The sequence below is a fragment of the Vibrio sp. A11 genome (assembly GCF_013048705.1).
Lineage (GTDB): Bacteria > Pseudomonadota > Gammaproteobacteria > Enterobacterales > Vibrionaceae > Vibrio > Vibrio metschnikovii.
In genome coordinates, this window is sequence record NZ_VHSI01000007.1 from 165,710 (window position 1) to 187,398 (window position 21,689).

Consider the following 21,689-nt stretch of genomic DNA (forward strand, 5'->3'; position numbering starts at 1 on the left):
GAAATAAATGAGAGACTCTCTACGAAATGGTTTATTCGCATCAAAAATTATAGTTCATGATTGAGAAAGGTTAGCGATTTGGGTCGATTGTGTGAGTGAGGTAAAGAAACTGAGCATCATCTGTCAGGAGATAACGCAAAAAAAGAAACAGGCCCTACCCTAAGGCAAAGCCTGTCAATCTACCGCTCAATGTCACTCATTGAGAGGTAATAAGGCATTATTGGGTAGCGCAGTCCGCAACACCTATCTCTTTCCATACCCCCCAAGCACCGGATTGAGCAGGATCATCCCCTTGTGTCCACCATTTGGCTTCCCACACTTTACCAGCCCATGTTACTTGGTTGCCACCGACATAAACGGCAGAGGAATTCCATAGATTGTCACATTGATCATTATTGCTGGTCGCTAAAACGATGACTGAAACGGATGCTGAGCTACTCAACTCACCATCACTGACCGTTACCGTAAAGTTAAGCGTGGTATCAACGGAATAAGAACCCGCGGTGAAGATCAGTTGACTGCCATTGATCTGAACTTCAAGCCCAGTTGGTACCTGCCAATCAAAGCTCAGCGTCTCTTGCTGCGCATCATAAGATGCCGAAGCATCAACCAACACTTGCTCACCAGTTCTCACTTCAGAAGGCGCAGAGACAATCGCAACGGGAGGCGTATTTTCCACACCACCGTCTTCGGCTTTAACAGTAATTTGAACCGTCGCGGAACCACTCGCTCCCTCATTGTCTGTTACGGTTAACTTAAAACGGAAGATTTCGGTTTGAGTGACTTCACCAATCGAAAAACTCGCCTGAGCTTGATTCGCATCACTGAGTTGCACGGTTGGCCCAGCAATTTGTTCCCAGTAATAGCTGGCAATCGTACCATCGGTATCTCTGGAAGCGCTGCCATCTAAGGTTACGGTCGCTGGAGCGACAACGGTTTGTGCCATACCTGCATCAGCAATTGGTGCACGATTAACTGGCGGGTTCGATCCTTGAGCAAGCCCTTCATGCTTAGCATTAAGAATATCGCCGTTATCCGCATCAATTTCCCATGAGAATAAACCGGCTAAACCTAGCTGACGAACATAAGCCCCTTTGGCTTTAATCGAGCGCGGATCGTCAAACGTGACCAATTCCCCTGTGGTGCGATTCCATACCCAAGGAGCTTCGGCTTGGGCATCATAACCGTATTCAAAGCCATTAATCCCTTGGTTATTATCACCAATCATATACGCTTTAAGGCCTTTATAATCAATAACACCATCTTCCCAGACTCCCTGCGCTGTTGAGCCCGTTAATTTGCCGGTCGCAACCCCCGTCATCGGATCGGTAGGATCGGTCAACGAAGCAGGCATCACACCTTGCCAACCTCGACCATACATCGCAGCCCCAAGAACAAGCTTATTGGCTGGTACACCTTGGGCTAGCAATAATTGAATTGCGTTATCCGCGGTGTAAGCAGGGCCTTTATACGGTTCACCGTTTTCATCAATGCCTGTTCCATCACACTGACCTGGGCGCATAAAGTTACCGCAATACAGTGCCGTTTGATGGCCAGGGACGTTATTCCAACCACCATAAAAATCGTAGGTCATCGCAAAGATATAATCCATATATTGAATTGCCTGACCATAATCGACTTTTTCTATTTTATCGAAACCGACACCTATCGCAGAAGTGAGCTCGTAAGAGCGCCCCGTCTCAGCTTCAAGTTCATCCAACATCACTCGTAACTCTTGCATTAAGGCAATATAAGCTGGTCCATCATTGATCGGATCGCCTAAATCTGGGGCAGCGCCATTACCACCGGGGAATTCCCAATCGATATCGATACCATCATAAAACTTCCATGTCTGTAAAAAACGTTTCATCGATGCCACGAACGTATCGCGTTTCGCTTTGTCCGTGAAATCATAGAAAGGATCGGATAGCGTCCATCCGCCAACCGATGGCAAGATTTTTAAGTCGGGATAACGCTGCTTAAGTGCCATTAACATCGCATAGTTACCCTTGATCGGTGAGCTATACTGATGCCCTGCTTGAGGAAAGCTTTTTTGGTATGCCGCCCAAGGATCGTGGATCACTACTTCGTAATCAGGGACTCCCTGACACGCCGTCATAAGGGCATTATAACTATTACCACCGACCGATTTGACCGACTCATTCGGACCACAAATAGGGATAAAACCATACAAGATATGCGTTAAGTTATGGGCTGGAATATTATCCACCGTATAATTACGACCATAAATGCCCCACTCAACGAAATAGGTACCAACGACGGTATCAGGGTCCAGTGAATAGGATTTATTATTCGGATCAACGTTCATGGTCAGAGGTTCAAGGTGTGAACCATCGGTATCAGCCAGAATTAACTCTGCTGGCGCACTGGTCGTACACCCAGAATCATCACAGGCTGCAACTTGGAGTTGATAACGGCCACCTTTATCATAGGTGAAGTTGGCGGTGGTTTGACTGCCACTGATCGGCCCAGAGGCCACTTCCACACCATCAAATAAAATTTTATAAGTATGCCCGCGTTCACCGCTCCATTGATTAAAGGTAATCGAAATAGGTGCTTGTTCTCGATACTGCACCATTTGGTGATAGCCCGCGGTCGTTTCCATTGCTAGCTGTATTTTAGAAAACTGCAGGTTATTTGAGCCATATACATCAATATTTGGTGCGCTTGGCGCTGCGATTACCGTGCTAGTGAACGACAAGGCAAAAGCCATCCCCGCCGAACACAGAATAGTACGCTTCATATCCGTCTCTCTTATGATTGGTTAAACATCTGAGACAGTATTTGATACTTGTGAGCGTTTGAAAAATGGAGTTCCAGAGTTTTCGAGGCACAACGAGCAATGAATGGGACAGATTCAACGTGTTACATGCTAAAGGCAATCTTCAGCCAAAAAAACGGATTTTTTATCCTATAGAGTAGAAAAACGGCTATTTTTGGCTATGCTCGCATCGTTTCATATTGAGGATAGGTAAGCGTATATTGAAGCGAATCGAAAGATGATATTTTGATGAACGCTCAGTGATTACCGATGTGAAAACTTGCTTTTATCACGGACAAGCGGCACCCTGACAGTCTTCCCTTCTTCAAGTAATCAATAGGATAAAATAGATGAATGCCATCAAGCCATTATCGTGTCTTTTTGCGATTGTTTTTAGTGCCGCAACCCTAGCTAAAGTCACCATTGATATTCCTGATAGTATTAATATGTTGGTGGTTAATGGAGAGAAACCTGCGGTTTCTGGCGGTTTTTTTTCTGCAAAAAAAACACTAACTTTAGAAGATGGACAACAACAGATCGTCTTCCGCTATCAACCTTATTTCACACAAGGTAATGATCGTATTCAAGTGGAAAGTGAAGTGATTGTTGCGACTTTTTCTGCGCAAGAGACCAATCTAACCTTTGATCTACCAACCTACCGTAACGCCGTTGACGCGGAAAACAATATCCGTCATCTGACTTGGTCACTGCAAGATTCTAACGGGCAGTCTGTTGCTCTCCAGCAAGATCGACTGATCAAACCCGGGATGCAAATAGGGCGTAACTATCAGCAAGAATTGTTGGAATACAATCGTGCAGGAGGCCCTGCCGCCATCGTCACCACCACTTCAGCACCCGCCAACGTGAAAACTCCACAGGCGATCGATAATACCGCCGAAGAGATGCTGTATTTCTGGTACAACAAGGCTGATGCCGCCACTCAAGAAAAGTTCAAACACTTTATTAATCAGTAAACATCACGATATTCGCCCATAATAAAACCCCAAGTATGCAAAGATAAGCTTGGGGTTTTATCGTTTTCAACAGCAGAGACGATGAGCGGTCCCGATTAATTCCAGAATAACATCGCAATCGCTGATAAAATCACAATACAAGCGATGTTCAATGCCATCCCTACTCGCATCATTTCACTTTGCTTAATATGTCCTGTCGCAAAAACAATCGCATTCGGTGGCGTTGCCACAGGGAGCATGAAAGCACACGATGCCGCTATCGCAATCAACACCGACAGTATCACGGGTGAAACACCTAAAGCTTCAGCAACACCAGCAAACACCGGAATTAATAATGCGGCACTGGCCGTATTACTGGCAAACTCCGTTAAAAACACCACAAAAGCCGCAATCACGATAACAATCAGTAAAATATTTAAGTCTGAAATCATCGAGCTCAGTTCATTGGCCAGAAACACGCTAGTTCCGGTCTGTCTGAGAATATTACTGAGACAGATACCACCACCAAACAGCAGTAATACCCCCCAGTCGGCGGTTTTTTCAATATCTTTCCAGTGAACCACTCGTGCAAAACAGACCAGAACAATCGCGCCTAAGGCGACAATCGTATCAAAGCTTTTAAAACCACCAAGAAGTTCATTCACCGGTTTACTGAATATCCACAATGAAACGGTCAAGGCAAAAATGGTCAAAGTCACCACTTTCCCTTTATCCCAACTCACCGTCTCGTGATTGAGCTCGAACTGCCCTTTTAGATCGGGTTTAAGCATCCAATAAAGTAGCAACATCGCAATAGGTAACATGACGATAGTCGTCGGCAAACCAAACTGCATCCACTCAGAGAAGGATAACCCGACTTGAGCCGCGGCAATCGCATTCGGAGGACTACCAACAATCGTTGCAATACCACCGATACTGGCACTATAAGCAATACCTAACAGCACAAATACATAAGTATTATGGCCTTTGTCTTGGTCAACTTTACTTAAAATACCAAGCACTAAAGGTAGCATCATCGCCGCTGTGGCCGTATTACTGATCCACATTGACAGGCCAGCCGTGACACCAAACAGCATGAACACCGCGACACTAAAGCGCCCACGTGCCAGTATTAACACTTTATCAGCAATGACTTTATCCAGCCCTTGACGATGCATCGCAGCCGCTAACGCAAATCCGCCTAAAAAGAGAAAGATGATCGAGTTAGCAAAACTATTCAGTGCAGCCTGAGTTTCAAATACTCCAAATATCACCGCTAATATCGGCACTAAAATCGCAGTTACCGTGACATGCAACGCTTCGGTTAACCATAGCACAGCGATAAACGCTAAAATGCTCAATCCAAGGACGACATTAGGGGCAAAAGGTAAGGTATTCAGTAGGATAAAAAACAGGGCAATATCCGCTAACACAATCAAGCTGTTGCGGTTGAATAACCATTCACGGGTATTGTTGGGCAATGGGACATTCTCGTTTCGATTCATTATTATTTTTCCTTATCGGGCCAAACGGCAGCCAATATGATCCCATAGATTCAAACGAGAGGATAATTATTATTGCGAAATTGTTAACCTTATCAAAACTATGGGCAACAATTTAACAGCTTGAAATGAATGCGCTTCTCAGCACGAAAATCATTAACAAAGTTTGCACAACAAAGCGTGACTTAAACAAAGGTCCCCCCTTAGCAAAAGAGAGATTTTATGGATTGGCTATTCTCGCTCTTGCTTATCTATGAAAGAATGAAAACTCTCTCCATTGGAAGGTCTATCATGCAAGCGCTCATCACCCAACTGCAATTTTCAGCCTCCATTACCGGCCCGATTTGTTTAATGTTACTGTTGGGGGTATTACTCAAGCGTGTGCAGTTGATTAACGATAATTTTATTGATGTCGCCTCAAAACTGGTTTTTCAAGTCACACTCCCGGCGATGCTTTTTCTCAGTATTGTCGGTGCCGAGCATGACTTCTCTTCCAGTCTGTCCTTGATTGTGTTTGGTCTCATTGCCAATTTTATTTTTTTCTTGTTTACCTGCTGGATGACTCAGCGACACTTTGATCATCCTCAAGATCAAGGTGTCATCATTCAAGGCGGCTTTCGAGCCAATACCGCAATCATAGGCTTGGCATACGTCGCGAATTTATATGGCAATAGTGGCGTCGCATTAGCCGCAATTTATGTCGCAACAACCACTGTCTTATATAATATTCAAGCGGTGATCGCCTTAACGCCAAAAGGCGAAGCTCAAGGCACAAAAGCACTCACAACGATACTCAAAACATTGACAAAGAACCCGTTGATTATCGCTATCCTACTTGGGGTGTTGTGTTATGCGATAGCGCTACCGATCCCTACTATGATCAGCGAAGCAGGACACTATTTTGCCAACATGACTCTGCCTCTTGCTTTGCTCTGCACCGGTGGCTCACTGAATATCCAATCACTAAAAAATGATTCCCGATCGACTTGGTTTGCGACTCGCTACAAACTGCTTTGGTCACCGCTGTTGATCACCAGCGCTGCATTATGGTTTGGCTTTCGGGGTATGGATGTCGGGATTATTCTATTAATGACTGGAGCACCAACCGCTGCCGCAAGCTATGTCATGGCGAGAGCGATGGGAGGAAATGCACCACTCGCTGCAAACATTATCGCCTTAACGACGGTGTTTTCTTTTATCAGTTGTACCTTAGGGATTTTCTTACTCTCAAGCTTGGCGCTTATTTGATGAACGTAATGTAAGGATGTTGAATGAGGCGGATTTTTTGCGAACTGCCTCTCAATTGCAATTTGCAAATGCAATTATGAAACACGACGCTATAAAACTGCGAAAATCAGTCCATTTTGCTGGTTTTGTCACCAAAAAATATTGGCACGGTAATTGCATTGTAATAAGTGACCCTTTTAAGCCGAGGGTCACCTAGCCAACTGACGTTGTTAGTGAATATTTTGTTCACAAATAGATAGCCAGCCGCCCAATTGCGACTGGCTTTTTTTTGCTAATTCAGTTTGTAAAATAACGTCGCTAACGGTGGAATACGTAACCGCAGTGATTGTGCTAACCCTTCGCTCGGCACACGCTCGCTGTTGACGACCGATAAGACGTCAAAACCACTCCCGCCATACCGCTTTTCATCCGTATTCAAGAGCAAGTGATAAGTGGCCGAGACAGGAACACCTAAACGAAACGCTTCGTGTGGTACTGGCGTAAAATTGGTGATCACCAACACGCGCTCACCTGCACTATTGATCCGCTCATGAGCGATAATGCTCGCATCAGCCGCATCTTGTAGACGCCATTCAAACCCTTGAGGATCACAATCCAGTTCGTGCAGCGCGCTGTGTGTACGATACAAGTGGTTCAAATCGCGGACTAAGTTTTGTACCCCTTTATGACGCTCAAACTCCAACAAAAACCATTGCAGTTGATCATCGTGGTTCCACTCCCCCGTTTGTGCGAATTCAGCGCCCATAAAGTTAAGTTTCTTACCTGGTTGACCATACATGTAACCCAAATAGGCACGCATATTCGCAGTTTGCTGCCATTCATCACCGGGCATTTTGTAAATCAATGACTGTTTACCGTACACCACTTCATCGTGTGACAGCGATAAGACATAGTTTTCACTAAAGGCATAAATTAATGGGAAGGTTAAAGTGTTGTGATGATATTTACGATGCACCGGATCTTCTTTGATATAAGAAAGGCTATCGTGCATCCACCCCATATTCCACTTAAAGCCAAAGCCTAACCCCCCAACAAAGGTTGGGGCAGAAACGCCAGGGAAAGCCGTTGACTCTTCAGCAATGGTCATGGCATTCGGGAAATGCTTATACACTTCTTCATTCATCCATTTCAACATCGCAATCGCGTCGTAATTTTCACGTCCCCCATCAACGTTCGGGATCCATTGATCATGGCTACGCGAGTAATCGAGATAAAGCATAGAAGCAACAGCATCGACTCGTATGCCATCAATATGGAACATCTCAAACCAATAGAGCGCGTTAGACACTAAGAAGCGGCGCACATGTTCACGGCCTAAATCATAAATATAGGAATTCCAATCTTGATGCCAGCCACGGCGAGGATCAGGATCGTGATACAGCGGCGTACCATCAAAATTCGCTAACCCATGGGAATCGGATGGAAAATGGGCAGGAACCCAGTCTAGCACCACTCCAATTTGCGCCTGATGGCACTGATCGACAAAATATTTAAAATCATCCGGCGTGCCATAACGACTGGTTGGAGCGAATAACCCTATCGGCTGATATCCCCAAGACCCATAAAAGGGATGCTCAGAAACTGGCATTAACTCTACGTGGGTATAGCCCATATCCACCAGATAAGGTACTAGCTGATCAGCCAATTCACGATAAGTTAAAAAGCGCCCATCTTCACCGCGCTTCCAAGACCCCGGATGCAACTCGTAAAAAGACAGTGCTTGTTTGCGCTTTTCGGAAATGGGGCGCTGTTGCCAGCGGGTATCTTGCCATTGATAGCGGCGATGATCGTAAGTCACGGAAGCTAAAGAAGGATACTGCTCAGCATAGAAACCCCATGGATCGGCCTTATGAGGTAAGCCTTCCCCATGAGGACCTTTCAGTTCGAATTTATATTGTGTTCCTTCGGGTAAATTAGGAATAAATAATCCCCAGATCCCGTAATCAAGGCGTTGCATCGGATGGCGACGTCCATCCCAGTGGTTAAAGGCACCGATTAAACTGCAAGCTGAAGCATGAGGCGCATAGACTAAAAAACGAGTTCCGCTGATCTGCTGTCCATCACGCTCTAAGGTAACAAATTGCGCTCCCATATGATGGTACATCTGCTTGGGCGTATGCAACTGTTCAAATTCAGCATATAAGGAATGGTATTGGTAAGGGTCATCAATGATTTGCTCTGTGCCGGCCCAATCGACCGCCAGCTGGTAATGGGTAAACCGCAGATCATGATCGGATTTAAGAATAAACCCATCGAACTCATCACGCTCTAAGGCGATTCTTGGTTGCCCTTCTAAGAGCAGCTCAACCTTATCTGCATTAGGAAGCCATACCCGCAGTGCCCCTTGCTCTTGTGGAAGATAAGGGCCAAGAAAGGCAAAGGGATCGGCACACGCAGCATGCAATAATTGTTGATAGGTCTGCTGTAACTTAACGATTTTTTTCAGCGGTTTCTTTTTTACGGGGTTCAATATACTTACTCCTAACCAAGACTATCAAAAGGAAAAACGCCCGCTAAGTGCGGGCTTGCTAGCATGGCATCCATGACCTTGAGTTTGACAGATCCGATTTGTGCTGTAGTAGACACTCGGAATTTATTCGATCATTTAGCCTGATACATCTTAGCTAACCCGGTAAAAACATGGAGTGACCTAGCGTTTATTTCTTAACCTTAACCCCAAAAGATGCCCTATTATTGTCATAAACAGCACATTGATGAGTGAACAACGCCAGTATCATCGCCGCCCAAAGGCGGCTACTCCGGTTTATTATTGGCTCGCTTTCGCGCGAATCTGGGTCAATTTAGTCGCAATACGATTAACATCGTCGCGGGCAAAGATCTCATCTAAGTTCATTGATAGCTTACGACGCCAGTTGGGGTACTCATTTACGGTACCTGGAATATTGACAGGCTTATCCATTTCCAACCAATCTTCGAGTTGAACACTGAGTAACGCGGAAGACCCGGCCGCAACGTGCAATTGCAATGCTTCACTTAAGTAAGAGTCCATAGGAACTAACTGAGCATCACGTCCAATGCCTGCTGGTAAGTAACCGTGCCAATCAACCGAATTCAGAATGCCTTGTTTACACTTCAAACGATCCGTAAACAGCTCTTGCAGCTGCGCTTCATCAGGATACAAACCAATCTCGCGGCCCATTTTCAAATCATCACAGTGCCAAAAACCACGTAACGTTGGCATATCATGAGTACATAAGGCCGCCATCGATTGATCGGCATAATGAGTCGGAGAAATAAACCCGCCGTCTTCTTTTGAAGTTTCAAAGAAAAAGACTTTGTAAGAGTGCACCCCTGCATCGCGCAGCAATGCGACAATTTCATCAGGAACGGTACCTAAATCTTCACCGATGACACTGCACTGGTGACGGTGCGATTCGAGCGACAAAATAGCCAACATATCTTTAACTGGATAGTAAATGTAAGCACCTTGAGTGGCATTTTCACCTTTTGGGATCCACCATAAACGCAGCAAGCCCAGTACATGGTCAATCCGTAACGCACCGCAATGTTTCATGTTGGCACGAAGCAACTTGATGTAAGCATCGTAAGCCGTGGCGTGTAAGGTTTGTGGGTTAAGTGGCGGTAAGCCCCAATTTTGCCCCAAAGGACCCAGCACATCTGGTGGCGCGCCAATGCTGGCATCCAAAACTAAGCTACCGTTATCCGCCCAGGTTTCAGCGCCAGAGTCAGCGACTCCCACGGCGAGATCGCGATATAAACCGACCGCCATGCCTTTTTCATCGGCTAATGCTTGTACTTCATTGATTTGTGTATCGGCGACCCATTGTAAATACATGTAGAGATGAACACGTTCACGATGTTCTTCAATGTACTTTTGTACCGCCGCATTATCAAAATGACGATACTTTTCAGGGAAAACTGGCCACCCCCACACTTGGTTATCTTGTGCATGCAAATCCGTGTGCAGTGCATCGAACGCGGCTTGGTGAACAAGACTTTCGCCACCTTGCTCGACAAACGCTAAGAAGGCACGCGCGCGATCGGTATTATTATCCAGATGGCGGCGCTTAAACTCATTAAACAGTAACGGCAAGACACTCATTTTAAGCTCGGCCACTTCGGTATAATTAACCCAGTGAGTTTCACGAACTTTTTGCAAACGTTGCTGAAAATCCTGACTACCGACTTGTTGCTGAGCTTCAGCGCTGAGCGCAAACTCAGGTACCGAGCTCACATCGATATACAGGATATTTAACCAGCGACGTGAAGAAGGGCTATATGGGCTGGCCCCTTCAGGGTTAGCCGGAAATAGCGAATGAATCGGGTTTAACCCTACAAAATCACCACCACGTGAAGCGATATCAGCCACCAACTGTTTAAGATCGCCAAAATCGCCCATTCCCCAGTTGTGTTGGGTACGTAAGGTATAGAGTTGAATGCTTGGTCCCCAGAGCTTTTTACCTTGAAGCAAAGCTGGTTGCTTATAGCACGCTCGCGGCGCGATGATCAGCGTCATTGTGTACGGCGCTTTACGCCGCTTACGAGTAACCAATAAAGTGTGATATCCCCACGCCAAACCGCTTGGCAACGCAAACACTAAAGGGCCACCCTCTGCACGTTCATCACGAACTATTTGTGATTGAAGATAGCCTTCAAGTACTTCTCCCTGCTCAGTTTCTATCCGCCAATTAAATTCGCTTTCCCGAGCACTGACACCTAGGTACAGCGGAACCTCAATGGCATCACCCTCTGAGATCACCAATACAGGATCCAAGACTTCTTTATTATGTTTTTTCTGAGCTGACGCTAATAACGTTTGATCATTGGTTGTATCGTACCCCAAAGACGCCAAAAGACGACGGATAGTGTCGTCTGAAACGGTAGCCTCGTCTCCCCAAGCGCTGACATAGCTATCGGCAATTCTTGCCATCTCTGCGACTTGTTTTAATGCATTATGTTCTTTCATCGCTTTCTCCGAAGGGACTACTTACCCCTCAAAAATCATGTAGGGTGTATAAAAAGGGTTATCCAGCCAAGCAATGTCTTGGCTGGATAGTCGGTTAATTAACGCTTAACCGCTTTTAGTTTCCAAATGTTATTCACATAGTCTCGAATACTACGGTCCGAGCTGAACTTACCCACCAACGCAGTATTCAAAATGGCTTTTTTCGCCCAGCCAGCTTGATCGCGATATTGCTTGTCCATCGCTTCATGCGCTTGAATGTAAGAAGCAAAATCAGCGAGTACGAGGTAAGGGTCTCCGCCATCCAGTAAACTGTCATAAGTCGCGCGCAGCTGTCCCGGAGCACCAGGAGTAAACTCATCGCCTAACAGTAAATCCATTGATGCTTTCAACAGTGGATCGGCTTGATAATAATCGTAAGGGTTGTAGCCCCGTGCTTTCAACGATTCAACGCCATCGACATCTAAACCAAAGATGTAGATATTCTCATCACCAACTTCTTCACGAATTTCTACGTTTGCGCCATCCATTGTACCGATGGTTAACGCACCATTCAGTGCCATTTTCATATTACCGGTACCTGATGCCTCTTTACCTGCGGTAGAGATTTGCTCAGACACATCCGCTGCCGGAATAATGATTTCCGCCATGCTGACACGGTAATCAGGAATAAACACCACTTTAAGTTTGTGATTCACACGAGGATCGTTATTCACTTTCTCCGCAATCTTGTTCAGCGCGTAAATAATTTCTTTAGCAAGGTGATAACCCGGTGCCGCTTTAGCGGCAAAGAACACCACGCGTGGCTGCATATCAAATTTTGGATCGTTCAATAAGCGGTGATACAGCGAAAGAATGTGCAACATATTCAGATGCTGACGTTTGTATTCGTGTAAACGTTTGATCTGGACATCAAAGATAGCGTTGGTATCAAGCTCAATACCCATATTGTCGCTTACCCAGTCAGCCAAACGTTGTTTATTGGCTTTCTTAACGGCCATAAACTGCTTTTGGAACGCTTTATCATCGGCATACTTGGCAATGTCTTTGAGCTGATCCAAATCTGCTGGCCATTGATCACCGATCTTCTCTGTGATCAATGCGGTTAATCCCGGGTTACAGAATTTTAACCAGCGGCGAGGAGTCACTCCATTTGTCACGTTTTGGATCTTACCAGGGTAAAGCTCAACGAATTCGGGAAACAGATCCCGTTGCACTAACGCAGAGTGTAAGGCGGCAACACCATTGACAGCATACGACCCGACAACACACAAGTTAGCCATACGCACCATGCGGTGGAAACCTTCTTGAATGATCGATAATTTTTGCTGTTTGGTTACATCACCAGGCCATTTAGCACGAACGTCTTGTAAGAAGCGATGGTTGATCTCGTAAATGATCTCCATATGACGAGGTAACAAGCGTTGGATTAACGATTCACTCCACGTTTCTAAGGCTTCTGGTAATAACGTATGGTTGGTGTAAGCAAAGGTTTTTGAACTGATTTCCCATGCCGCTTCCCAAGTCAAATCATGCTCATCAATGAAAATGCGCATTAATTCAGGAATGGCGATGGTTGGATGGGTATCATTTAACTGAATGGTTTCATATTTTGGTAGGTCTTGTAGCGAGAAACCAGCCGCTTGATGACGACGCAAAATATCACGCACTGAAGCCGCACTGTGGAAATATTGTTGCATCAAACGTAGCGTTTTACCTTTTTCGTGGTTGTCATTAGGATAAAGCACTTTGGTGATATTGCCCGCATCAATCAACGCGTGCTGCGCTTCAAAATAGTTACCATTATTAAAGCTCTCTAATGAGAACGGTGCAATAGCGCGACATTCCCAAAGACGCAGCGGGTAAACGGTTTCACTCTGGTAACCCACAATAGGCAGATCCCACGGCATCGCTTGTACCAACATGCCCGGTACCCAGCGGCGCTTCTCTTTGCCTTGCTCGTGATACACTTCCACATGGCCATAAAAACCAATTTCTTGCTTAATGTCGGGACGAGCCACTTCCCATGGATAGCCCTCAATTCCACACCAAGCATCTGGCGCTTCTTTTTGATGTCCATCCTCAAACGATTGTTTAAACAAACCGTACTCATAATGCAAACCATAGCCGACTGTTGGATACTCTTGCGCAGCGCATGAATCCATAAAACAAGCCGCTAAACGACCTAAACCGCCATTACCTAATGACGGATCGCGTTCTTCTTCTAATAAATCAGTCAGATTTTGTCCAAGCTCACTCATTGCTTGGCCAACCTGCTCATACAGCCCCATGCTGATCAGGTTGTTACCCGTTAACCGCCCAATTAAGAACTCAAGTGACAAGTAGTTAACACTTTTCGCATTAACGATGCGTGGGTCTTGTTCTGTTTCTAATAAATCAAAGGTGGTTAGTTCCGCTAACGCTTGCCCCATTGCTAAGTACCATACTCGACTAGAAGCATGTTCAATCGTCGTCGCATAGGTCGCGGTAAGGTGGCGTTTCACGTTTGCTTGAAATAATGCTTTATCAAAAGTTTTCTGTTGCGTAGGTTTCATTGAGAAATCTCACTTTTCGGTTTAATCCATCTGTGGCCTATCCTGCATTGCCTCTTCCAGCAAAACATCCTCCCACCGAAATGGCAAATTAGGATGAGAAGCAAGGGCGTAGATACACCGACAGCCTCGTAGAGGTGATCTGTCTCTCATCGATCAAACAGAGAAACAAACGATGAGTGATAACGATCACAGCAACGCGTTTAATCAGCATAGTGTTCCCGTTTTACAAAACTCGGTCAGCCAGATAAACATTTACTCAAAATGCAACAACGATCACATGAGTTTATTTTTTGTTGCTTAATTTGCAGTGAATCTCGTATGCAAAACAGTAATATCACGCTATTCAAAACCAGCAATAAGTGATAGATGTCACATAATTGGGGCGTAGTTAGTGAAGAACTGTGAATCTGGCAAGAAAGTCGTCTGGGATCAATAACAGTCTGCGGCAAGTTCCAGTAACATCCCTGTCATTAACGATGACGGGACAAATATCATGTGGATTCCATCGAAATTAACTCGCCCAGGACGGCTGCACAACGCGATTGTCCGTCCGCGCGTTTTAGAACTCCTGCAAAAGGCCCCTTGTTATAAACTGGTCCTTTTCCGCTCACCTGCGGGTTATGGCAAAACAACTATGGCCGCACAATGGCTTGCCGATAAGCCGAATGTCGGCTGGTATAGTATTGATGAAAGTGATAATGATCCTTTTCGCTTCATGAATTACTTACTGCAAGCGATGAATAAAGCGACTCAACAAAGCTGCCCCAATGCACAAAAATTGGCAGAACGACGCCAATTTTCATCGCCCCATTCACTGTTCAGCGAAGTTTTTGCTGAGATTTCTCAGTTTGATCAAGAGTGCTTTGTCGTGCTGGATGATTATCATCTGATCAGTGATGATGAGATTCACGAAGCGATGCGCTTTTTCCTAAAACATATGCCCGATAATCTCACCTTAGTCGTCACGAGCCGTATGACACCGCCACTGGGCACTGCCAATCTGCGTGTACGTGATTTAATGATAGAGATAGGTAATGAGTTGCTCGCGTTTGATACTGAAGAGACCACGCGTTTTTTCAATCAGCGTGTTGTAGAAGGTATTGATGATGTCACCGCTCTCAACTTGCGTAATTATGTTGAAGGTTGGCCTTCAGCATTACAACTCATCGCTTTGCAAGCACAACATCAAAAGCGCACCTTAGCCCAATCCGTTGAATCGGTCGCTCATTTTAACCATGCCCATTTATGGGACTATTTAGTCGAAGAAGTGTTTGATTTACTGGATAAAGAAACACGCCACTTTCTGATGCAGTGCTCAGTATTGGATCACTTTAACGACAGCTTAGTCAGCGCCTTAACACAACGAGACGATGCCCTAAGTATGATTGAATCGCTCAATCGCTATGGTCTGTTTATCTATCCGTTAGAAGGTGAGCACAACTGGTATCGCTTTCATAATTTGTTCGCTGAATTTCTCGCTCATCAACGGATGGCTCGGATCCCTCAGCAAGAGCAAGAATTACATCGCTCCGCCGCGCGCGCTTGGCTTGAGGCCTCTACCCCACATCAAGCCTTACGTCATGCTAACTTAGCGCAGGATACCGATCTTTTAGCGAGTATTTTGACTCAACATGGTTGGAAAATGTTCAACCAAGGTGAGCTTAATATCCTTGAGTCGGCGATTAATCTCCTCGCGCCACAACAGCTTTATAAAGAACCAAAACTCTGTTTACTGCAAGCTTGGTTGGCACAAAGCCAACATCGCTACGATACCGTGGGCGCAATGCTTGAGCAGGCAGAAAAAGAGATGCAAGCGCTGAACGTCGAACTCAGTAGTAAACAGCAAGGTGAGTTTAATGCGCTATTGGCTCAAGTCGCAATCAACAAAAATGAGCCCGAGAAAGCCTTAACCCTCGCTGAACTGGCATTAAGCCAATTAGACAGCACCGTGTATCGAAGCCGCATTGTTGCTACGTTGGTTGTCGGAGAAGTGAACCACGTTCTTGGTCACCTCAGTCGTGCACTATCAATGATGCAACAAACCGAAAAACTGGCGCGGCAATATCAAGTCTATCATCAAGCGCTCTGGGCCTTATTACAACAGAGCGAAATCTTAATTGCCCAAGGCTACGTACAAGCGGCTTTCGAAGTGCAAGATAACGCCTTCAAGCTGGTGGAAGAACAGCATTTACACCAAGTTCCCTTACATGAGTTTTTATTGCGTATTCGCGCCCAAATTCTTTGGTGTTGGAATCGGTTAGATGAAGCAGAGGAGTGTGCGCACAAAGGATTAGAAGTGCTTGGTCAACATTCACCGAGTCAACATTTACACAGTTATTCGATGTTGGCTCGTATCGCGGTTGGCCGTGGAGAGCTGGATAAAGCCGGACGTTATATCGAGCAAGTCCATCACTTGATCAAGCAGTCACATTATCATGTCGACTGGACGGCCAACGCCTCATTATCTTTGTTGTTGTATTGGCAAGCTCGTGGGGATAAAGCCGCGATAGAGCATTGGTTGACCACTACCCATCGGCCAGAAAAAGCTTATAACCATTTCTTCCAACTGCAATGGCGCAATATTGCTCGCGCACAAATTTGCCTAGAACAGTATCCAGAAGCCAAGCAAACCTTAGCATTTTTACAACAGCAAGCGAGTGAGTACCAACTACTGACCGACTTAAATCGCAACTTAATTGTTGAAGCCACGCTCGCCTCGCTCGGCAATGATGATGAACTCGCGCGTGACAAACTCAAAGAAGCACTGCGTCTCACCAATCAAACGGGCATGGTGGGTAATTTTCTGATCGATGGACAAAAAATTGGTCATTTACTGGAAAAAATGGTTCACCGCGGAGAATTAGGCGATCTAGAGCGTCATCGTGCCCAGTTGTTGATTAAAGAGATTTCAACCTCTCAGCGTAGTCGCTCTATTCATTTTGATGAAAAATTTGTCGAAAAGCTGATTAACCATCCCAATATCCCTGAATTGGTTCGAACCAGTCCATTGACTCAACGTGAGTGGCAAGTGCTTGGGTTAATTTATTCAGGTTTTAGTAATGAGCAGATTGCTCAAGAGCTTGATGTGGCAGGAACGACCATCAAAACGCATATTCGTAACTTATATCAGAAGCTGAATATCGCCAACCGTAAAGAAGCGATGCACACCGCAGAAAATTTATTACAGTTAATGGGCTATTAATTGATGTTGAAGCCTCGGCCTACTGATCATAAGTAGGCCGAGCGCCGATTAAAATGGTTTAGGCGCAAAACCAGTCATCACTTCAACCCGCAAAGCTTTACCAATTTTAGTGGTGGGATGGACAATAATTAGTCCTTTAACGGATTTTTTCAGCTTTCCTAAATCGGCTTGCTCTTCTTTGGTTAACTCACGATAAAACGGCATATCCGCGAGCATTTTACGCTCTTTGTTTAGCTCATATTCGGCTTTGTTCTTCAGACTATTAAGTTGTTTGGTCAACTGATCAACTTCATCCGTAAATTTGCTCACCATAGCGCTATCACCGCGAGTCTTAGCCGCTTCTAACTTATGGGAACAAGTATCAAGACGGCTGTGTAATTTTTGCAGATCGTTTTTTAAACTCATGGGGCTTAAGGCTCTTACCGATAAATGGGCACAGATTATAGCACAGGAGAAATGGAGTGTTGAAATACAAAAATATCGATTCGCTCGCTCGAGGGTCTCTCACCGCAACGCGTAATAAACATTCATCAACCACAAAGTCAGACTTTTTTCAGTAGTAAGATACGCTTCCTTCTTCACTAACCATAAAAATGTGAGACACCACATAGTAATCTTTCATTCACCGTTAAATATCTGCACTAATATTATGTTAATAGCCTGCATCGCTGACAATGATATCGATAAGATAACCAATCATTCTCACGCCACGAAATGATGAAGTAGGCAAAATGGTCTCAGTTGGTTTGAACTTAATAATCATGAAAGATGGAAAACACCATGAATCTAACCATACGCCAGCGCCTCTATATCTTGTCGATTGTGCCTTTATTACTGATTGCCTTAAGTATGATCTATTCAACCTTCGCAGAAACGCGCAGTTTGACTCAAGGGCAGATGAATAATACTCGCCTTGCGATGATGGAGATGAAAAAAACCGAGCTGAAATCTTATTTGGAGATTTCGCGTACCGCAATCGAGCCATTACTGCGTCGTCAAGCGCCTTTAGAGGAAGCTCTGACCATCTTACGAGAGATTCGCTTTGGGCTTGACGGTTATATTTTTGGTTATGACAGCAAAGGGACTCGCCTTCTCCTTGGTCAGAGTAAAGCTGGATTAGGCGATAACTTCATCAATATGACCGATGCCCAAGGTAACTTTTTAATTCGAGATATCATTAATAACGCGAGAAAAGATGAATTCTCGGTTTACTATTTTCCAAAACCCGGTGAATCGGTACCTTTACCTAAGCTCAGCTACTCGATTTATATTCCTCAATGGGATTTAACCATAGGTACTGGGTTTTATACCGATGACGTCGATGCAGAAATTGCTGCCATGGAAAAACGAGCCCAGCAGCAACTGACTCAAAGCCTTTGGACATTAACCACGATTGCCACTGTTATTGTCATAATTGTCGGAGTCATGGCGCTGTTCTTAAATCGCAGCATTATGCGCCCACTGGATATGCTGGATGACTCGATTCGCTCTTTTGCCAGTGGCGATGCCGATCTCACCGCTCGGATGGAAAGCTTCACCATTCCAGAGTTTGCCCGCCTAAGCAGTAATTTCAATGCTTTTGTAGCCAGCCTGCAAGGGATTATCCAACGCGTCCATCAACTCGGACAACAAGTGGTTGCAGAAACCGATACCATGACGCAACGAGCCGCTCAAGTGGATATCATTGCTACAGGGCAGCGCGAAGAGACCGAGCAGGTCGCCACCGCGATGACTGAAATGACAACGACTGCTCAAGAAATCTCGAATAATGCCAATCAAGCAGCCAATTCGGCCAGACAAGCGGAAGACAATGCCCAAGAAGCGCATAAGATTGTCGAATCTGCAGCTCGATCAGTACAAGCCTTAGCTAAAGAGGTTGCCGAGGCCAGTACCGTAATTTCTAAACTCGAAGGCGATGTCAAAAATATTTCCAGCTCTTTAGTGGTTATTCAAGATATTGCTGAACAAACCAATTTACTGGCATTGAACGCTGCGATTGAAGCCGCACGAGCCGGCGATCAAGGCAGAGGCTTTGCGGTGGTCGCCGATGAAGTACGCAAATTGGCCAGCCGTACTCAAGACAGTACGGAAGATATCCATAATATGATTCAGCAATTAAAGTCTGCTTCAGACAACGCCGTGAAAGCGATGGACTCCAGTCAACATCGCAGCACATCGACGGTCAAAGAAGCCAGCGAAGCAGCAAAAGCACTGGAAAGTATTCAACAATCTATCGGTGTAATCATGGATATGAACTCATTAATTGCCACTGCGACTGAAGAACAAAGTATTGTTGGCCAAGAAATCTCCGAACGAATTGTGGTCATTTCTGACCAAAGTAGTCAATCTGCCGATCTGGCTAATGAAAACAAAGCCAGTAGCCAAGATCTTAATGGCCGTGCGCATGAGTTATATAACTTAGTTGGACGGTTTAAAGTTTAAGGTGTTTACAGTGTAAATTACTGACTCTGATCATCACTGAGTCACAAACCGTCAGCGATAACCAAACGGCTAAGCGTTGCAGATAAGCAACCAGTGAATGAATCTCCAATCACCTTGATAAACGAGGTGATTGGATTCAGAGTCTTTGATCAAAACGGAAACCGCTTCATAAAGAATACCGAACTTAATAATTAAACGTTACAACTGTCGAGTTGAGAAAGAGAACAATAACAAACGAATAACGAGCCAGCTCTTATAGATAGCGTTGGCGACTTTCAATTAATGGCTCAGGTAACACCCGATAAATATGGGAACAGCGTCCGATTAGAACCATTGGGAGTATTACTGTGCAACATTCCGTACTCATCGTTGAAGACAGTCGAGCTTATCGAAATTACTTAACTGCCCTTCTTTCAAAGCTAAAGGTGGATTTACTGATTGCCGATGACTATCAATCGGCACGTCGTTTACTCGACGCTCCAGAATCGACCAATATACTCTGTGCGGTATTGGATTACTGTTTACCCGATGCGCAAGATGGAGAAATCGTCGATCTGCTGATCGAAAAAAACATCCCTAGTATTATTCTCACTGCTCACGTTAATGAGGACATTCGTCAACGGCTCGTCAACAAAGGGATACTCGATTACATCCTTAAAGACAGCGTTGCATCTGTCGCGTATTTAGCGCCACTCATTGATCGCTTGATTAACAACTTAACCCATACCGCTTTAGTGGTTGATGATTCGGTGATGGTACGGCGTCATATGTGTCAATTATTACAGCGTTGTTATATTCATTGTTTAGAAGCCGAGAATGGTCAACAAGGCTTAGAAATACTGAAACAGCATCCACAAATCACGCTCGTGATTGTCGATCATGATATGCCGATTAAAAATGGCGTCACGATGATCCAAGAAACTCTAGCCTTGTACCCACGCCATAAATTTATGCTGCTTGGGGTTTCGGCAAGTAATGATCGCTCTATTACCTCACAATTTCTTAAAGCCGGAGCAAATGATTTTCTGCATAAACCCTTTAATCAAGATGAGTTCTATTGTCGGGTGAATAATTTATTAAATTTAAAGGATTCTAACGATCGGATGTTCTATCTGGCCAATAAAGATGTATTAACTGGATTGTGGAATCGACGCTTCTTTTTTGATCATATTTATACAACGAAAAACCTGATCAGTATTGCGATGCTAGACCTGGATCATTTTAAAAAAGTGAATGACTTATACGGCCATGCCATGGGAGATCAAGTTTTACAATCGGTCGCTCAGTGCATGCAAAATCTTTTTAATCATGAAGATAATGAACTGGTAGCACGTTTTGGTGGCGAAGAATTTTGTCTCTATTCTAAACAAGAGTTTCCGATAGTCATTGAGAAGCTCGAACAACTCATCAAGCAGATCGCGAGTTTATCCTTTAGCCATAATCAACGCTCCTTCTCAGTCACGATCAGTGTTGGGCTATTTTGTGGCTACCAAGATATTTCCACCTTGGTAAATCGGGCAGATGATATGTTGTATGAAGCCAAGCGACGAGGTAGAAATCAATTGATCTATAAACCGCCTCACTTAACGACCTAACAGAGTCACGGTGACAATCAAGCATGGTCAAGGTTAACGTTAAGATAACCTTCTCAGCTTATGGTTTAAAAACAAGTTAAATCCATAAGCTAAACATTAAAGAAATAAATCTCTTTCTTCTCTGCACTCATATTCGCCCATTTCAAAGGCACGACAAACCCAAGGGCGCAATTCATAGATAGTACACATAAAAGTTTCACGATCGAGCGCCGAGCACCATCCGTCATCCAAACGACGCATCGTTTCTCCGCCCCATCGATCAACCGCGACGTGCTGCTTAGGAACCCCTGTGTCACTAATGAGCATGACTTCTAATCGGCAGCAACAAGCCTGACAAGTGGAACAGGTAATTGACGAAGATGGATCAGGATTGAGTTCGGTATGGATAGGAATTGATTTAGTCATAAAGGTCAATAATAAAGGCGATGAGCGCATCATACGCCAACTCGGTCAAGATAGCGAAAA

The 21,689-nt window shown here is 44.8% G+C and carries 12 protein-coding genes; 5 read left to right on the top strand and 7 right to left on the bottom strand.

The window, feature by feature from the left end:
- Positions 1 to 217 precede the first annotated feature (217 nt).
- Positions 218 to 2,764: a glycosyl hydrolase family 18 protein gene (locus tag FKQ60_RS09505; protein ID WP_170906370.1), complete on the bottom strand. Its 2,547-nt coding sequence runs from the start codon at positions 2,762 to 2,764 to the stop codon at positions 218 to 220.
- Positions 2,765 to 3,132: 368 nt separating this feature from the next.
- Between FKQ60_RS09505 and FKQ60_RS09510 the strand changes: the two genes are divergently transcribed.
- Positions 3,133 to 3,756, top strand: coding sequence for a DUF2057 family protein (locus tag FKQ60_RS09510; RefSeq protein ID WP_170906371.1), 624 nt, complete (start codon positions 3,133 to 3,135; stop codon positions 3,754 to 3,756).
- 95 nt (positions 3,757 to 3,851) lie between these two features.
- On the opposite strand, the gene FKQ60_RS09515 is transcribed toward FKQ60_RS09510, so the two are convergent.
- Positions 3,852 to 5,240: a DASS family sodium-coupled anion symporter gene (locus FKQ60_RS09515; RefSeq protein ID WP_170905213.1), complete on the bottom strand. Its 1,389-nt coding sequence runs from the start codon at positions 5,238 to 5,240 to the stop codon at positions 3,852 to 3,854.
- 288 nt (positions 5,241 to 5,528) lie between these two features.
- Here FKQ60_RS09515 and FKQ60_RS09520 point away from each other — a divergent pair, with 288 nt between their 5' ends.
- Positions 5,529 to 6,485, top strand: coding sequence for an AEC family transporter (locus FKQ60_RS09520; RefSeq protein ID WP_170906372.1), 957 nt, complete (start codon positions 5,529 to 5,531; stop codon positions 6,483 to 6,485).
- Between the two features lie 271 nt (positions 6,486 to 6,756).
- On the opposite strand, the gene glgB is transcribed toward FKQ60_RS09520, so the two are convergent.
- The 3 genes from glgB to FKQ60_RS09535 form a co-directional block, all read right to left on the bottom strand.
- Positions 6,757 to 8,955: a 1,4-alpha-glucan branching protein GlgB gene (gene glgB, locus FKQ60_RS09525; protein WP_332397885.1), complete on the bottom strand. Its 2,199-nt coding sequence runs from the start codon at positions 8,953 to 8,955 to the stop codon at positions 6,757 to 6,759.
- A gap of 297 nt (positions 8,956 to 9,252) precedes the next feature.
- Entirely contained in the window at positions 9,253 to 11,433 is a 2,181-nt protein-coding gene (gene malQ / locus FKQ60_RS09530; protein ID WP_170906373.1) for a 4-alpha-glucanotransferase, read from the bottom strand.
- 98 nt (positions 11,434 to 11,531) lie between these two features.
- Complete coding sequence (locus FKQ60_RS09535) at positions 11,532 to 13,985, bottom strand: glycogen/starch/alpha-glucan phosphorylase (RefSeq protein WP_170906374.1); 2,454 nt, start codon at positions 13,983 to 13,985, stop codon at positions 11,532 to 11,534.
- A gap of 493 nt (positions 13,986 to 14,478) precedes the next feature.
- On the opposite strand from FKQ60_RS09535, the gene malT reads away from it, so the two are divergent.
- On the top strand, positions 14,479 to 17,187 hold the full coding sequence (malT, locus tag FKQ60_RS09540; protein ID WP_170906375.1) for an HTH-type transcriptional regulator MalT: 2,709 nt from the start codon (positions 14,479 to 14,481) through the stop codon (positions 17,185 to 17,187).
- Positions 17,188 to 17,235: 48 nt separating this feature from the next.
- Here malT and FKQ60_RS09545 read toward each other — a convergent pair whose 3' ends face one another.
- On the bottom strand, positions 17,236 to 17,592 hold the full coding sequence (locus tag FKQ60_RS09545; protein ID WP_072670822.1) for a YibL family ribosome-associated protein: 357 nt from the start codon (positions 17,590 to 17,592) through the stop codon (positions 17,236 to 17,238).
- A 375-nt stretch (positions 17,593 to 17,967) separates the two neighbouring features.
- On the opposite strand from FKQ60_RS09545, the gene FKQ60_RS09550 reads away from it, so the two are divergent.
- Together FKQ60_RS09550 and FKQ60_RS17795 are read left to right on the top strand one after the other, a co-directional pair.
- On the top strand, positions 17,968 to 19,629 hold the full coding sequence (locus tag FKQ60_RS09550) for a methyl-accepting chemotaxis protein (protein ID WP_170906376.1): 1,662 nt from the start codon (positions 17,968 to 17,970) through the stop codon (positions 19,627 to 19,629).
- A gap of 347 nt (positions 19,630 to 19,976) precedes the next feature.
- Entirely contained in the window at positions 19,977 to 21,224 is a 1,248-nt protein-coding gene (locus FKQ60_RS17795; protein WP_170906377.1) for a diguanylate cyclase, read from the top strand.
- A 96-nt stretch (positions 21,225 to 21,320) separates the two neighbouring features.
- Here FKQ60_RS17795 and FKQ60_RS09560 read toward each other — a convergent pair whose 3' ends face one another.
- A complete protein-coding gene (locus FKQ60_RS09560; RefSeq protein ID WP_161424993.1) occupies positions 21,321 to 21,629 on the bottom strand; it encodes a YkgJ family cysteine cluster protein in 309 nt (102 codons plus the stop codon).
- Positions 21,630 to 21,689 lie beyond the last annotated feature (60 nt).

Bases quoted from the DNA above. Each gene is read 5' to 3' on its own strand.
- FKQ60_RS09560 (WP_161424993.1), bottom strand. From the start codon at position 21,629: ATGACTAAATCAATTCCTATCCATACCGAACTCAATCCTGATCCATCT.
- FKQ60_RS09535 (WP_170906374.1), bottom strand. From the start codon at position 13,985: ATGAAACCTACGCAACAGAAAACTTTTGATAAAGCATTATTTCAAGCA.
- FKQ60_RS09515 (WP_170905213.1), bottom strand. From the start codon at position 5,240: ATGAATCGAAACGAGAATGTCCCATTGCCCAACAATACCCGTGAATGG.
- FKQ60_RS09505 (WP_170906370.1), bottom strand. From the start codon at position 2,764: ATGAAGCGTACTATTCTGTGTTCGGCGGGGATGGCTTTTGCCTTGTCG.
- FKQ60_RS09550 (WP_170906376.1), top strand. From the start codon at position 17,968: ATGAATCTAACCATACGCCAGCGCCTCTATATCTTGTCGATTGTGCCT.
- FKQ60_RS09520 (WP_170906372.1), top strand. From the start codon at position 5,529: ATGCAAGCGCTCATCACCCAACTGCAATTTTCAGCCTCCATTACCGGC.
- FKQ60_RS09545 (WP_072670822.1), bottom strand. From the start codon at position 17,592: ATGAGTTTAAAAAACGATCTGCAAAAATTACACAGCCGTCTTGATACT.
- FKQ60_RS09510 (WP_170906371.1), top strand. From the start codon at position 3,133: ATGAATGCCATCAAGCCATTATCGTGTCTTTTTGCGATTGTTTTTAGT.
- malQ (WP_170906373.1), bottom strand. From the start codon at position 11,433: ATGAAAGAACATAATGCATTAAAACAAGTCGCAGAGATGGCAAGAATT.
- malT (WP_170906375.1), top strand. From the start codon at position 14,479: ATGTGGATTCCATCGAAATTAACTCGCCCAGGACGGCTGCACAACGCG.